Origin of the sequence: Pseudomonas sp. KB_12, assembly GCF_052114545.1 — a bacterium.
GTDB classification, from domain to species: domain Bacteria; phylum Pseudomonadota; class Gammaproteobacteria; order Pseudomonadales; family Pseudomonadaceae; genus Aquipseudomonas; species Aquipseudomonas brassicacearum.
The window spans coordinates 21,375-36,482 of record NZ_JBFREY010000034.1 but is presented as its reverse complement, the minus strand read 5'-3'; the positions used below and the strand labels follow the sequence as shown (position 1 = coordinate 36,482).

Genomic DNA, 15,108 nt, shown 5'->3' with positions numbered 1-15,108 from the left:
GGTAGGCCGCTATCGCGAGCAAGCTCGCTCCCACGATTTTTCCGGTTGTTCACCAAAAATCCCCTGTGGGGAGCGAGCTTGCTCGCGATGGCGTTGGGTCAGCTGTGATCAGGCGCGGGCCAGTTCCAGCGGGACTTCCAGGGTAAACAGGGCGCCTTGCCCCGGTCCGTCGCTCTGTACATGGAGGCGGCCATTCATTTCAACCGCCGCCAGGGCGCAGCTGTGCAAGCCAAACCCATGGCCGTCCTTGCGGGTCGTAAAACCGTGATTGAAGATGCGGGCCAGGTTCTCCGGGGAAATGCCTTCGCCTCGGTCCTTGACGCTCAGGCTCAGTGTCGTTTCGTCGAGGATGCGGATCCCCAGGGTCATCTCCCGCGGATGCTCGCTGATGTGCGACATCGCGAATTTGGCGTTGCTGATCAGGTTGATCAGGATCAGCAGCAACCTGTGCTTGTCCCCCATGATCGCAGGAACGTCCTGATATTCCTTGATGACGGTGACGTGATGCCGACTGAGCGCGCCCGAGTTCATGCGTAGCGCATCTTCGAACAGATCGCTGACATTGAGCGGTTCGATCAGCCTGGCGGCCCCTGCATAGGTTTGTTGAGTGGTGACGATTTCCTTGATGTGATCGATGCTCTTGGTCAACTGCGCCAGCTCATCGATAAGCACGGTTTGTTCTGCGGCGATGGAGTCGACCAGTTCGTTGAAGTAACGCGGCAGCAACCGACCTTTTTCATCATGGGTGATGAACTGGCCAAGATCTTCGGCATGTTCATTCATCATTTTGACCGCCTTGGTGAGCCCGATCGTCTTGCTGTTCCTCAACTTGCGGGTTACGAGTTCGGCTGAAATGTTCACGCTGTTGAGCACATTCCCGACGTTGTGCAACACATTCGTGGCTATTTCGGCCATGCCCGCCATTCGGGCCGCATCCACCAGTTCGCGCTCGGCCTCCATCAGCTCGCGGGTGCGCTCCTGCACGCGCTCTTCGAGCCGCTCGTTGGACGTTTGCAGTTGCTGGTTGATCTGGTTGATGACGGCGTAACTGCGAACCAGCCGCACCGCGAGGTAGATCATCAACAGCGCCATGAGGCTGGCACACGCGCCCAGGTAGATATGGTATTGACGGTCCGCAGCGGCGGTCCTGCGCTGGGTCTCGTTCAATAGTTCGGTGATGCTGTCCAGTTCCTGGGCCACTGGAATCACGCTGATGCGATCCAGCAGATCATTGACGATCGGTTGTTCCTGGATAACAGATTTGACGTGCTGGGCCAGGGCAATGAAAAGGGGCTGGCTGGTCGCGGGCAGTCGGTCGACGTACTTCTCCAGATCACTCAATTGGCGCTGCACTTCCTCGGCTTTGTCCGAGGTGACATAAAGTGCGTACTCCAGCGTCGTCAGTGTCAGCTCACGAACATTGGAAGCTGTTGCCAGACGTTCCGTCGGGCTTTCGGCGTTCATCCCGTCGAGCAAGGTTTGAATACCGTCCTCGACCATCGGCAACGCATCCAGGGCGGTGCGTAGATTGGCGTTGTGTTGCTGGAATTGATCGACCAGCACCGTTTTGTTCTTGACCGCGTCCACGTAGCCGTTGCGTCTGGACGCCCAAAGAGCTGCCAGTGGGCCAGTGTTATTGAGCTGCTCCAACTGCTCCCATCGACTGCCGGCCTCAAGCGGCGGTGCCAACGACAGGTTGTTGTTCACGCCGATCTTTTTCCTGAGGATCTTGACGTTCCAGTTAGCGTCGGCCTGCTTGAGCTGGCGAATGAAGTCGCGGGATTCGAAGTAGGTCGATGAGTCGTACGTGTATGACTTGATCAAAAAGAATATCAGTGCAGCAAACACAATCAGCGCGACGGCCAATAGGGCGGGCCATTTATATTTTTTGATAATAGTGGTCACGCTATTCTCCTGTTCAGGGCGCTTATCGAAGGAGTCGGTGAATTCCCGAGGGGGGAGAGATGCTCGAGGGAGGAGCCGGAAGAGGGGAAAGGTAAACGTCGTACGGATTGGTGTGCCGGTTTGCTGTGGCCTGGGTACACGTTGGGCTCCCTGCTAACGATGAACGTCGGGTTCATGGCTGAGTGTAGCGCTAACGAGAGGGGCGATGCTGCTGCGCGAGTGCGCCGCAGTGAAGCAGGCGCGGCCGGGCAGGCCGCGCCCGTGGCGTTACTTGATGTCGATGAAGGGCAGGGTGCCGTTTGGCAGCACGGTGGTTGGCAAGACACCGTTCCAGCGTTCGGCCTTGGTCAGTTCCACCAGGTTCTGGTTGCTGGCCAGGGCCTGGGCCCGCGCCTTGATGGCTTCGGCTTCGGCTTTGCCGCGCAACTCGGTCGCCAGTGCATCGGCCTTGGCCTGCGCAACTTGCGAATCGGCCTCTGCCTGGGCCTGGGTCACGCGAATCTGTGCTTGCACCTGTTCGGTGGCGAGCTGTTGCTCGCGGGTCTTGACCTGGACTTCCGCGGCCATGCGCGCTTCGATGGCTTTTTCGTAGGCATCACTGAAGTCGATGTTCTCGACCTGGACGCTGTCGATGATCACGGGGCCGGTAATGGTGGCCTTGATGGCCGTGGAAATATCGTTGACCAGTTGGACGCGGTTCTGCACGGCAGCCACGGCGTTGAACTTGCCGAATACGTTTTCCACCTGGGTAGGCACTTGGCGGCTGATCATCCGGTCGCGGATACCTTCCAGGTCCTTGAACTGGGTATAGACCTTCGCGACATCGGAAGGCGCGATATGCCAGGACACGGACACCTTGAGCTGGGCGGACTGTTGGTCCTTGCTGTAGGCCTGCAGGTCTTCATAAGCCGTCACTTGGCTCTGGACGCTGATCAGTCGTACCGACTCGATAAATGGCGTCTTGAAGGACAGTCCCGGTTCAATGACGCCGACCAGCGCCCCGTTGCGCAGCAGCACACCACGCTCGGTTTCGTCGATCGTGTACCAACTGCCAAAGAACACGCACAACAGGACGATGCCCGCGATTGCAGCAAGGATGGAACCGATGGTTTTACTGGTCACTTTTCTTTCCTTGATTGGCTGGGGAGGGTTTGCCATAGCTGTGTCCAATGTTGAAGCTGCAATCGGCATTCTGAATGCCAGACACGAAAAAGCCCTGAATAATCAGGGCTTTAACGTTAGAAAATGGCGGAGGCGATGGGATTCGAACTCATGGACCTGTTACAGTCGACGGTTTTCAAGACCGTTGCCTTAAACCACTCGGCCACACCTCCATATTGCGTTGCGGGCGCCATAATACCCGAATGAAACACACTGTCAAACTCTCTACGTAGCTTGTTACAGAGCGTCTGTTATGATCCTTGCCACTGAATGTTTCAAAACCGGAGGAGTGTCGCCATGCGCGAACAGGATTACGCAGTGAACAACAGCGTGCAGGCTGAGCAGCTAGAGGTTAGCCGCGTCCTGCGCAACACTTATGGCCTGCTGGCACTCACGCTCGCTTTCAGCGGTGTGATGGCCTACGTCGCACAACAGATGCGGGTGGGTTACCCGAACGTCTTCGTCGTGCTGATCGGTTTCTACGGCCTTTTCTTCCTCACCAACAAACTCCGTGATTCGGCCTGGGGCCTGGTGTCGGCTTTCGCCCTGACCGGCTTCATGGGCTTTTTGCTCGGCCCGATCCTCAATCGCTACCTGCAAATGCAGGGCGGTGCCGAAGTGGTCAGCTCGGCCTTCGCAATGACCGCACTGGTATTTGGTGGCCTGTCGGCCTACGTGCTGATTTCCCGCAAGGACATGAGCTTCCTGGGTGGCTTCATCACCGCAGGTTTCTTCGTGTTGCTGGGGGCGACGCTGGCCAGCTTCTTCTTCCAGATCAGCGGCCTGCAACTGGCGATCAGCGCCGGCTTCGTGCTGTTCTCGTCTGTCTGCATCCTGTATCAGACCAGCGCCATCATTCACGGCGGCGAGCGTAACTACATCATGGCCACCATCAGCCTGTATGTATCGATCTACAACCTGTTCGTCAGCCTGCTGCAGCTGTTCGGCCTGATGGGGCGTGACGACTGATTGCATTTGTGATGAGTGAGCAGCCCGCTTCGGCGTGATGCTGTTCACATAGAAACAACGGCGTTTTTCAGAAATGAAAAGCGCCGTTTTTTTTTGGTTTTTCGTTTTGCGTTTTTTTTCGGGTATATCCATTTCTGCGGTAACGGCTGCTGGCGGTTCCGCTCTTACAGCGGGTCACTTTTGGAAAAGCGCCAAAAGTAACCAAAAGCGCTTTGCCCCACCACTTGGTGCCTCGCCTAGGCTCGGCATGCCCTCACTCCGGCATTGCTCCGTGGGCCGCCGCGAAGGGCCATCCATGGCCCAGCGCGGCTACCTCGGCATCCATGCCGAGGTGCCCACTGCGCAATGCCTGCGTTCGGCCAGCGTGGTTAACGGGGCGCCCCAGATCAAGATCAAGATCAAAAGCGAGGCGGCCTGGCAGCCGGCCTGGTTCTCCCGGTCGTACACCCGTCTGATCTGTGGGAGTAAAGCTTGCTCGCGAGGCGGCCTAACAGCTGGCCTATCTCTCCGGCCGTACCCCGATCTTATTGTGGGAGCGAGCTTGCTCGCGATAGCGGTGTGTCAGTCAATATTTGGATTGAATGATGAATTGCAATCGCGAGCAAGCTCGCTCCCACAGGAGGAGTTCCCACAGGAGAAACGCGGTCCCACCCAGAACTAGGTCGGCTGTTAGGCCGCCTCGCGGTGGACGTTGATCTCGGCGCCCCGTTAACCACGCTGGCCGAACGCAGGCATTGTGGAGTGGGTATCCCGGCATGGATGCCGGGATAGCCGCGCTGGGCCATGGAGCAATGCCGGAGTGAGGGCATGCCGAGCCTAGGCGAGGCACCGAGTGGTGGGGCAAAGCGTTTTTGGTTACTTTTGGCTGGTCCGGCTCCCGGCTCTTCCAAAAGTGACCCGCTGTAAGAGCGGAACCGCCAGCAGCCGTTACCGCAAAAACGGATATACACCCCAAAGCAAGAAAATCCCGAGCCCTCTCAAAAAAAACGGCACCTCCCTTGGAAAAAGGGAAGTGCCGCTTTTGGAACCTAGGTGAACGGTATCGCCACATGAAGTGGACTTAAGAGGCAAACCGCCGCAACCCCACCGGTGGTACAAAGGCTTCCAGCTCAGCCTCCACCGCCTCGATTATTCGTTCAACATCCGGGGCATTCATCACAGTTGCGCAGGGGATACCCGCAATGGCGATCATGGTCTCGCCGCTGGCACGGTCAAACAGCCGGGCAACCATGCTGCCAGGCGCATCCATGCTCGCTTCGAATCCCATGGGATGGAAGTGCCAGCGCATCAACTGGCAAGCGTTGGGGAACGTAACCTTGCTGAAAGATCCTTTATTCATGTTGCCCGCCTTCTTCAATCGAGCGCTTCCTTTTGCTCATGTCAGGAAGGAAGAGCCATCATGGCTCTACCAGTGAGAACTAAAAATAGCACCTGAAAATGAAGCTCATGTGGATTTTTTCAGTCCATTTTGCGATTGGTTCACTTTTTTTGATCTGGATCACGACTTAAGCGGCTATGTACAGAATGCCATCACGCTTGACTGGGGTTATCCCGAGACTCGGGCAATGGCTCTGGCACGTGGCTTTTCCAGGCGATGAGCAGGGCCAGGATCATCATCGCCAGGGCGACGGCGAAGGTCGTGTGCAGACCGTTCGTCACGGCGGCAGGACTGGCGCGGGTGATGTCATTCGTCGCCGCCGCGGCTGCAAACACCGCGCCGAGCACGGAGGCTCCGGTGAAAAACCCCAGGTTGCGCGACAGGTTGAGCAGCCCGGCGATGACGCCTCGCCTCTGGGCAGCTACATCGGCCATGACTGCCGTGTTGTTGGCCGTCTGGAAGAACGCGTAGCCGAGGGTCGTCACCACGATGGCCGCGAGGTAGCCGACGGTGCCAAGGGCAGGGGGAACCAGTGACAGCATCAGGCAGCCGAGGACCATGGCCGCCAGGCCGGCGAGCCGCATGGGCTGCACGCCGAAGCGATCCGCCAGGCGTCCGGCAGGCACTCCGGCCAACGCCGCGACAGCTGGGCCTGCGGCCAGCGCCAGCCCCACGAAGACCGCCGGCAGTCCGAGGGTGATGGACAAGTAAAAAGGCCCCACCAGCAGCGTCGCCATCATGACCGTCGCAACCAGGGCGCTCGTCGCCAGGCCTGATACCAATGATTTGTCGCGAAACACCGTCAAGGGAATCAACGGCGATAAGGCCCGGGACTGGGCCCGAATGAACAGCCCGCCGCCCACGAGTGCGATCAGCAGCAACGCAAGATTCAATCCGCCAAAGCTTCCGCGTCCGGAAGTCATGGACAAGGCATAGGCGGCGAGCGTCATTGCCAACAGCAATGTACCGGTTACATCGAAGCGGGTTCCTTCGGGCTTCGGCGGCACTTCACGCACCGGTAGCGAATACCACGCCAGCCCTAGCGTCAGCAGGCCGAGAGGGATATTGACCAGGAACAAGGCCGGCCAACCGAACCCGCTGATCAACATGCCGCCAAAGGACGGTCCGAGGGCCGTGCCCACTGCCGACAGCGTTGCCAGCAGCCCCATGGCACTGCCGGTTTTTCCCTGATCGACCGTTTCGCCAACCAGCGCCAGGGTCAGCGTCATCATGATGGCGGCCCCCAGGCCTTGCAGCGCCCGACCTGCGACCAATAGCCAGAGCGAGGGCGCCAAGCCGCATACCGCCGATGCCAAGGTGAACAGGGCGATACCGGCCAATAGCAGCTTGCGCCGGCCCATCAGGTCTCCCAAGCGGCCAACACTGACAATCAGCGTGGTGATGGCCAGCAGATAGGCCAGCACCACCCATTGGATCTGCTGGAAAGAGGCCCCGAGCGCCTCGGCCAGCGTCGGCAGTGCCACCGCAGCCACACTGGCGCCAAGGGAGGCCAGCAGCGTCGAGAGCGCAAGGCTGGCCAGGGCCCAGCGAGGCGAAAAGAGCCGGTGTGCGGGTGCGGTTGCCGGCCGGCTTTGTTGCGTATTGACGGGTTTCATCGTGTCACCTGTATCCGTGGCGCTCGAAACGGAGCTGTCAGAACGTTACGCCTGGGCATAACATGGCGGAAGACGCAGCATTTGCACGTTATAGCTGCAGCAAACGCCATCTGTTCAATTCGAGAGACCGCCATGTCCTCACCTGACCTCAATCTGCTCATTACCCTTGATGTGCTGCTCTCGGAAGGCAGCGTGGCCCGGGCCGCCCGGCGCTTGCAGCTGAGCCCGTCGGCCATGAGCCGGGCATTGGCGCGGCTGCGTGAAACCACCGGTGACCCGCTGTTGGTTCGGGCCGGGCGAGGGCTGGTGCCGACGCCCCGTGCGCTGGAATTGCGCGAACAGGTCAGCCACCTGGTGCAGCAGGCCCAGGCGGTGCTGCGGCCAGTGACGACCCCGGATCTTGGCCGCTTGAGCAGAACTTTCACGTTGCGCACCCGCGAAGGGTTCGTGGAGAACTTTGCCATCGACCTGATCACTCGCATTCACGAACAAGCGCCCGGCGTGCGCCTGCGTTTCGTGGAAAAGACCGACCGCGACAGCACGGCGCTTCGCGAAGGCACCGCAGACCTGGAGACCGCCGTCGTGGACAAGGACACCAGCCCGGAACTGCGAACCCAGGCGTTGTTCAGCGACCGCTTGATTGGCGTGGTGCGCGCGGGACACCCGCTGAGCCAGACAACAGTGAGCGCCGCCGGTTATGCCGCAGATGGGCATGTCGGTGTGTCGATGCGCGGCCTGGATCATGGCCTCATCGACCAGGCCCTGGCGGCGCTGAATCTGTCCCGGGAAATCGTCACCACCGTGCCAGGCTTTTCCTCGGCGCTGGGACTGGCCCGCTCCAGTGACCTGATCGCCAGCGTGCCTGAACGCTACACCGCGAGCCTGCGGATCGGCCTGCACAGTTTTACGCTGCCGTTTCCCGTGCCTGGGTTCACGATCGCCATGCTCTGGCATCCGCGGATGGACGCCGATCCTGTGCATCGTTGGTTTCGAGGTTGTCTGCGAGAAGTGTGTGCACGTAAAACCGTAGAGGTTTAGTAGATATTCATTAATAGCATTACGCTGGCACTTAGTTGGCGAAAGTGCGACGCCGTACGCAAATTACTAGTTATCGATATTTAATATTTAAATAGATTTTTGTCCGACAATCCGCAACTCGGCCGATTTAGTCGGGGCACTAACGAGGCAGAACCCTATTGTTTATGGGCGTTAAGGGCAGTGCGTGAAATTGAACGAAAAAAATTGCTAGACGTTTGATTTCCAATTGTGTCAGGTTTCTTACGTCCTCATTGGGCGAGTGATAGGACGATCTCGCCAGAGATTGTCTGTCTGACTAAAACTGTTCTATTTGCAAACAAGGAAGTATGTTTATGTCGAAAGTCAAAAGCAGCGCTATTGATTCTGCCGAGCAACTCCTCTGGGCGCCGCAATCATTGGCGGCTGCCAGCAATGCGTTCAACCAGATCAATAGTTTCAGCCACCAATACGACCGGGGCGGTAACCTGACCGTCAACGGCAAACCGTCGTACTCTGTCGACGAGGCGGCCACTCAGTTGCTGCGCGACGGCGCGGCTTACCAGGACCGGGACGGCAGCGGCAAGATCGAGCTGACCTACACCTTCCTGACTTCCGCTTCTTCCAGCACCATGAACAAGCATGGGATCAGCGGCTTCAGCCAGTTCAGTGCGCAGCAGAAAGGCCAGGCAGCCCTGGCCATGCAATCCTGGGCGGACGTGGCCAATGTCACCTTCACCGAAAAAGCCAGCGGCGGCGACGGTCACATGACCTTCGGCAACTACAGCGGCGGCCAGGATGGCGCGGCGGCGTTCGCTTATCTGCCAGGGACGGGTGCCGGCTATGACGGGACCTCCTGGTACCTGATCAACAGCAGCTACACCCAGAACAAGAACCCGGACCTGAACAACTACGGCCGCCAGACCCTGACCCACGAAATCGGTCACACCCTCGGCCTGGCCCACCCCGGTGACTACAACGCTGGCGAAGGCAGCCCGACCTACGATGACGCCACTTATGGCCAGGACTCCCGTGGCTACAGCGTCATGAGCTACTGGAGCGAAAGCAATACCGACCAGAACTTCAGCAAGGGCGGCGTCGAAGCCTACGCCTCCGGTCCGCTGATGGATGACATCGCGGCCATCCAGAAGCTCTACGGTGCCAACACCACGACCCGTACCGGCGATTCGACCTACGGTTTCAACTCCAATACCGGTCGCGATTTTCTCAGTGCGTCTTCGTCGTCGGACAAAGTGGTGTTTTCGGTATGGGATGCGGGCGGTCGCGATACCCTGGATTTCTCCGGTTTCACCCAGAACCAGAAAATCAACCTCAATGACGCCTCGTTCTCCGATGTTGGCGGCATGGTAGGCAACGTCTCCATCGCCAAGGGTGCCGTCATCGAAAACGCCATCGGCGGCGCGGGCAGCGACTTGCTGATCGGCAACACGGTGGCCAACGAGCTCAAGGGCGGCGCGGGCAACGATATTCTTTGGGGGGCCGGCGGTGCAGACAAGCTCTGGGGGGGCTCGGGGGCGGACACGTTCGTGTTCGCCGCCAGTTCCGATTCGCGGCCGGGGGCGACGGACCAGCTCCTCGATTTCGTCAGCGGCCTGGACAAGATCGACCTGACCGGTATCACCAAGGGCGCGGGCCTGCACTTCGTGAGCGCATTCACCGGTGCGGCGGGCGATGCGGTGTTGTCGACATCGGGTAGCAACAGCCTGCTGTCGGTGGACTTCTCCGGACACGGCGTGGCTGACTTCCTGGTCAGCACCGTTGGCCAGGCAGCGGTCTCGGATATCGTGGCCTGATGCTAAACCCTGTAGGAGCTGTCGAGCGGAGCGAGGCTGCGATCTTTCCCCAGGCACCTGAGTCTCAAGCGAAAAGATCGCAGCCTCGCTTTGCTCGACAGCTCCTACAGGACCCCGGCCAGGATGGAAAAAATGCGTAGAAAATTTATGCCCAGTAGCGTTCAGGCAACCGCCGGGTTGCTCGCTACGCTGATGATGTTTTGTGGAGAAGTCGCCATGGCGCGCAGCCTGTTGTTAGCAGAACCCTCGCAGTTGGCCGGTCAATGGCAGGCTGTTTTGTCGAGCCCGCAGGACAACGCGCAAACCCAGGCGATGCAGGACAAGCCGTCCAACAGTTGCCTCGTCGAACTCAAGATGGACCAGACCCTGGGCGGGCAAACCGACTGCCTGGGCCAATGGTTGGGGGATGAACCGGTTCGTTGGTTCACCGAACCCGACGGACTTTCCCTGATTGGCAAACAAGACTCCAGGACTCACTTGGGGCTGCGTCAGGGAGACCATTATCAAATGACGTTGAAGTCCGGCTTGATACTCAGGCTTGAACGCAATAAATCCCAGAGTGCTCATTAACGAGTGAGTACAGTTGAGTCTTGATCGAAGTGCGCTTGTTTGAACAGGCGTGCTTTTCGGTGTGGGCCGAATTGAAAAACAAAGATTGGTAAGTTGAATAACGGCCCGTTCGCGGGCAAGCCAACAGCAAGGAAGATCATGAATAGGGTAAGGAGCGTTGCCGCGGTGCCGCTGTTTAAAGCGCTGGGTGATTATAAAAATATTCTGATCAGTGTTGGATGTTTTACCGCACTGATTAATGTCCTGATGCTCGCGCCTTCGATTTATATGCTCCAAGTATATGACCGCGGGTTGTCATCGCAGAACGAGACCACGCTGGCGATGTTGTCATTGATGGTTGTCGGCTTCTTCGTATTCATCGGGCTGCTGGAAATGGTCCGCAGCTTCGTCGTCATCCGCATCGGCAGCCAGTTGGAGAGACGTTTCAATCTCCAGGTGTACAAGGCCGCGTTCGAGCGCAATCTGCGCCAGGGTGAAGGCAACGCCGGGCAATCGCTGGGCGACCTCACGCATATTCGCCAGTTCCTCACCGGGCCGGCGCTGTTCGCTTTCTTCGACGCGCCGTGGTTTCCCATCTATCTGCTGGTGATCTACCTGTTCAACGTGTGGCTCGGCGTGTTTGCCTCCGTCGGCACGCTGCTGCTGATCGGCCTGGCCTGCCTTAACGAGGCCATGACCAAAAAAGCCTTGGGGCAGGCCAGCGTCTACTCGCAACAATCCAGCCAGCTGGCTACCAGCCATTTGCACAACGCCGAGACGATCCAGGCCATGGGCATGCTCGGCGCGCTGCGCAGCCGCTGGTTCGCCGTGCACTCACGGTTTCTCGGCCTGCAGAACCAGGCCAGCGACACCGGCGCGGTAATCAGCTCCCTGAGCAAGACCCTGCGCCTGTGCCTGCAATCGCTGGTGCTGGGCTTGGGCGCACTGCTGGTGATCAAGGGCGACATGACCGCCGGGATGATGATTGCCGGCTCGATCCTGATGGGACGGGTATTGAGCCCCATCGACCAGTTGATCGCCGTGTGGAAGCAATGGAGCGGCGCCAAACTGGCTTACCGGCGTCTCGACGCGCTGTTGCAAGCGTTTGCGCCCCAGGATGACGGCATGATGCTGCCAGCGCCCAAGGGCCAGGTGAGCTTCGAACAAGTGAGCGCGGGACCACCTGGGCAACGCAGCGCGACGCTGCAGCAGGTCAGCTTCAGCTTGGCTGCCGGGGAAGTGCTCGGTGTGCTGGGGGCTTCCGGTTCCGGCAAGTCGACCCTGGCCCGAGTCCTGGTGGGTGTGTGGCCGACCCTCGCGGGTACGGTGCGCCTCGACGGGGCCGACATTCATCGCTGGAATCGCGAGCAACTCGGCCCGCACATCGGCTACCTGCCCCAGGACATCGAGCTGTTCAGCGGCAGTATTGCCGAGAACATCGCCCGGTTTCGCCAAGCCGATCCGCAAAAAGTCGTCGCTGCCGCGCAGCAGGCCGGGGTTCATGAGCTGATCCTGCGCCTGCCCCAGGGCTATGACACGGTGCTGGGGGAGGACGGCGGTGGTTTGTCCGGCGGGCAGAAACAACGGGTTGCGCTGGCCCGGGCGATGTACGACCGGCCGAGCCTGGTGGTGCTCGACGAACCCAACTCCAACCTCGACACGGTTGGCGAAGCGGCGCTCGCCAGTGCCATCGCGCAGATGAAGGCCCAGGGCACCTGCGTCGTGTTGGTCACCCATCGTTCCTCAGCACTGGCCCAGGCCGACAAGTTGTTGGTGCTCGACGAAGGCCGGCTACAAGCCTTCGGCCCAAGCCAGCAAGTGTTGCGGGCGCTTTCCGGCCAGTCGGGCTCACAGGACAACGCGCCGCGCAGCTCGCCGCCGAACAGCCCCCAGGCGACTCCCAACGGACTGAGCATGAGTCGCCAATACCAGGCCGCCAGCAAACCCGCTGGTGTATGAGCAAGGAGCGCGACATGAATCTCGAACATTCTCAGGACGTTGAGCAGCCGGAGCGCGACGCCCGTTTCTTCACCCGCATGGGCTGGGCATTGGCGCTCGTTGGCGCGGGCAGTTTTTTCACCTGGGCCAGCCTCGCGCCGCTGGACCAGGGCATCCCCGTGCAGGGCACCGTGGTGGTTTCAGGCAAGCGCAAGGCGGTGCAATCGATGAGCAGCGGCGTCGTCAGCCGGATCCTGGTGCGCGAAGGCGAAGCGGTGAAGCAGGGCCAGCCGCTGTTCCGCCTGGACCAGACCCAGGCCGCCGCCGATGTGCAATCGCTACAGGCACAGTACCGGATGACCTGGGCGAGCCTGGCGCGCTGGCAAAGCGAGCGGGACAACCTGTTGCAGGTGAGTTTTCCGGCCGAGCTGAGTCGCGATCCCGATCCACGCCTGGCCCTGGTGCTTGAGGGCCAGCGGCAACTGTTCAGCAGCCGCCGCGAAGCCTTCGCCCGGGAACAGGCGGCGTTGCGTGCCAGCATCGAGGGTGCGGCGGCGCAATTGGCGGGCATGCGTCGGGCCCGCAGCGACCTGACCGCCCAGGCCGAATCCCTGCGCCTGCAACTGGGCAACCTGCAACCCTTGGCCGACAACGGCTACATCCCGCGCAACCGCTTGCTGGACTATCAACGCCAACTGTCGCAAGTACAGCAGGAACTGGCGCAGAACAGCGGCGAAAGCGGAAGGGTGGAGCAGGGGATCGTCGAGTCGCGGCTGAAGCTGCAGCAGCACAACGAGGAATACCAGAAAGAGGTGCGCAGCCAGTTGGCCGACGCCCAGCTCAAGAGCGAAACCCTGCAAGAGCAACTGAAATCCGCCGGCTTCGAGCTGCAGCACAGCGAAATCCTCGCCACCGCCGATGGCATCGCCGTCAACCTGGGGGTGCACACCGAGGGCGCAGTGGTGCGCCAGGGCGACACCTTGCTGGAAATCGTTCCCCAGGGCACGCGGTTGGAAGTGGAAGGGCATCTGCCGGTGCACCTGATCGACAAGGTCGGCCCGCATTTGCCGGTGGACATCCTGTTTACCGCCTTCAACCAGAACCGCACGCCGAGGGTGCCGGGGGAAGTCAGCTTGATTTCCGCCGACCAGATGCTCGATGAGAAGACCGGCGCGCCGTATTACGTCCTGCGCAGCAGCGTCAGCGACGTGGCGATGGACAAGCTCAACGGCCTGGTGATCAAGCCCGGCATGCCGGCCGAGATGTTCGTGCGCACGGGCGAGCGCTCGTTGCTCAACTACCTGTTCAAACCGCTGCTCGACCGAGCCGGCTCTGCGTTGACCGAAGAATAAGGATGTCCGGCGGTATGAAGCGTTTCTATTGGGTGGCCGTGCTGGCCGTTTCCGTGTGCAACAACGCCTGGGCCATGGGACCGTTCGAGTTCTACGAGCAGGCCCTGCGCAATGACCCGGTCTACCTGGGCGCGATCAAGGAGCGCGATGCGGGCCTGGAAAATCGCGCCATAGGCCGCGCCGGGCTGTTGCCACACCTGGGCTACAGCTACAACAAGGGGCGCAACCAGTCCAAGGTCACGTACCTCAACGATCGCGGCGCCAGCCAGCATGACGATCGCAACTACAGCAGCTACGGCTCCAGCCTGACGCTGCAACAACCGCTGCTGGACTATGAGGCTTACGCCGCCTATCGCAAGGGCGTGGCCCAGGCGTTGTTCGCTGACGAAAGTTTTCGTGGCAAGAGCCAGGAGTTGTTGGTGCGGGTGCTGAGTCATTACACCCAGGCGCTGTTCGCCCAGGACCAGATCGACATTGCCCAGGCCAAGAAAAAGGCGTTCGAGCAGCAATTTCGCCAGAACGAGCATCTGTTTCGCCAGGGCGAAGGTACGCGCACCGACATCCTCGAGGCGCAGGCGCGTTATGAGCTGGCAATCGCCGAAGAGATCGAGGCACGCGATGAGCAGGATGCCGCCTTGCGTGAGCTGGGCTCGCTGATTGGCGTCCCGGCCCTGGATATCGGCGACCTGGCGCCGCTGCACGACACCTTCCAGACCTTTGCCTTGCAACCGGCCAGTTTCGACACCTGGCACGAGCTGGCGGTGAGCAATAACCCGAACCTGGCGTCCCAGCGCCAAGCGGTGGATGTGGCGCGTTTCGAGGTGGAGCGCAACCGCGCCGGGCACCTGCCCAAGGTCAGCGCCTACGCGACGATGCGCCAGAACGAATCGGAAAGTGGCAATACCTACAACCAGCGCTACGACACCAACACCATCGGCCTGGAAGTCAGTGTGCCGCTGTACGCCGGTGGCGGGGTCTCGGCGTCGACCCGCCAGGCCAGCCGCAACATGGAACAGGCCGAATACGAGCTGGATGCAAAGACCCGCGAGACGCTGATCGAATTGCGCCGCCAGTTCAGCGCTTGCGTATCGGGGATGAACAAACTGCGTGCCTACCAGAAGGCCCTGAGTTCCGCCGAAGCGCTGGTGGTCTCGACCCGGCAAAGCATCCTCGGCGGTGAGCGGGTCAACCTCGACGCACTAAATGCCGAACAACAGCTCTACACCACCCGCCGCGACCTGGCCCAGGCCCGTTACGACTACCTCATGGCCTGGACCAAGCTGCATTACTACGCCGGCACCCTCGGCCCGCAGGACCTGGCGAAGGTGGATGAGGCGTTTGTGTCCCAGGCGTCAATTCAATGATCGGCGTGTTGCTTTTGTGGCCAGGGATTGTTCCCGCTGGGCTGCGCA

At 60.3% G+C, this 15,108-nt stretch carries 11 protein-coding genes and 1 tRNA gene; 7 read left to right on the top strand and 5 right to left on the bottom strand.

The features are described 5' to 3' along the window. Positions 1 to 108: 108 nt before the first annotated feature. The 3 genes from AB4Z20_RS22970 to AB4Z20_RS22960 form a co-directional block, all read right to left on the bottom strand. A complete protein-coding gene (locus AB4Z20_RS22970; RefSeq protein ID WP_442090659.1) occupies positions 109 to 1,905 on the bottom strand; it encodes a DAHL domain-containing protein in 1,797 nt (598 codons plus the stop codon). Between the two features lie 267 nt (positions 1,906 to 2,172). Then, a complete protein-coding gene (locus AB4Z20_RS22965; RefSeq protein ID WP_214512835.1) occupies positions 2,173 to 3,027 on the bottom strand; it encodes a prohibitin family protein in 855 nt (284 codons plus the stop codon). 124 nt (positions 3,028 to 3,151) lie between these two features. After that, positions 3,152 to 3,239 (bottom strand) — tRNA-Ser (locus AB4Z20_RS22960). Positions 3,240 to 3,363: 124 nt separating this feature from the next. On the opposite strand from AB4Z20_RS22960, the gene AB4Z20_RS22955 reads away from it, so the two are divergent. Next, entirely contained in the window at positions 3,364 to 4,035 is a 672-nt protein-coding gene (locus AB4Z20_RS22955; protein WP_214512834.1) for a Bax inhibitor-1/YccA family protein, read from the top strand. A 1,060-nt stretch (positions 4,036 to 5,095) separates the two neighbouring features. On the opposite strand, the gene AB4Z20_RS22950 is transcribed toward AB4Z20_RS22955, so the two are convergent. Then, positions 5,096 to 5,374, bottom strand: a complete 279-nt coding sequence (locus tag AB4Z20_RS22950; protein WP_003201764.1) for a DUF1652 domain-containing protein — start codon at positions 5,372 to 5,374, stop codon at positions 5,096 to 5,098. A gap of 191 nt (positions 5,375 to 5,565) precedes the next feature. Then, entirely contained in the window at positions 5,566 to 7,029 is a 1,464-nt protein-coding gene (locus AB4Z20_RS22945) for an MFS transporter (protein ID WP_442090658.1), read from the bottom strand. A 132-nt stretch (positions 7,030 to 7,161) separates the two neighbouring features. On the opposite strand from AB4Z20_RS22945, the gene AB4Z20_RS22940 reads away from it, so the two are divergent. The 6 genes from AB4Z20_RS22940 (at position 7,162) to AB4Z20_RS22915 (ending at position 15,060) form a co-directional block, all read left to right on the top strand. Further along, the gene (locus tag AB4Z20_RS22940; RefSeq protein WP_253474672.1) at positions 7,162 to 8,067 is read left to right on the top strand and encodes a LysR family transcriptional regulator; all 906 of its coding nucleotides are present in this window, start codon (positions 7,162 to 7,164) and stop codon (positions 8,065 to 8,067) included. A 332-nt stretch (positions 8,068 to 8,399) separates the two neighbouring features. Further along, entirely contained in the window at positions 8,400 to 9,857 is a 1,458-nt protein-coding gene (locus AB4Z20_RS22935; protein WP_442090657.1) for a serralysin family metalloprotease, read from the top strand. A gap of 132 nt (positions 9,858 to 9,989) precedes the next feature. Then, positions 9,990 to 10,427 carry an AprI/Inh family metalloprotease inhibitor gene (locus AB4Z20_RS22930; RefSeq protein ID WP_408980850.1) on the top strand — a complete coding sequence of 146 codons (438 nt, stop codon included), beginning with the start codon at positions 9,990 to 9,992 and terminating at the stop codon, positions 10,425 to 10,427. 138 nt (positions 10,428 to 10,565) lie between these two features. Next, complete coding sequence (locus tag AB4Z20_RS22925) at positions 10,566 to 12,365, top strand: type I secretion system permease/ATPase (protein ID WP_442090656.1); 1,800 nt, start codon at positions 10,566 to 10,568, stop codon at positions 12,363 to 12,365. Then, positions 12,362 to 13,696 (top strand): HlyD family type I secretion periplasmic adaptor subunit, encoded by a 1,335-nt coding sequence (locus tag AB4Z20_RS22920; RefSeq protein WP_258691179.1) that lies wholly within the window; start codon positions 12,362 to 12,364, stop codon positions 13,694 to 13,696. Before AB4Z20_RS22925 ends, AB4Z20_RS22920 begins: the two co-directional genes overlap by 4 nt. A gap of 14 nt (positions 13,697 to 13,710) precedes the next feature. Continuing rightward, positions 13,711 to 15,060: a TolC family outer membrane protein gene (locus AB4Z20_RS22915; RefSeq protein WP_258691180.1), complete on the top strand. Its 1,350-nt coding sequence runs from the start codon at positions 13,711 to 13,713 to the stop codon at positions 15,058 to 15,060. Positions 15,061 to 15,108: the final 48 nt, after the last annotated feature.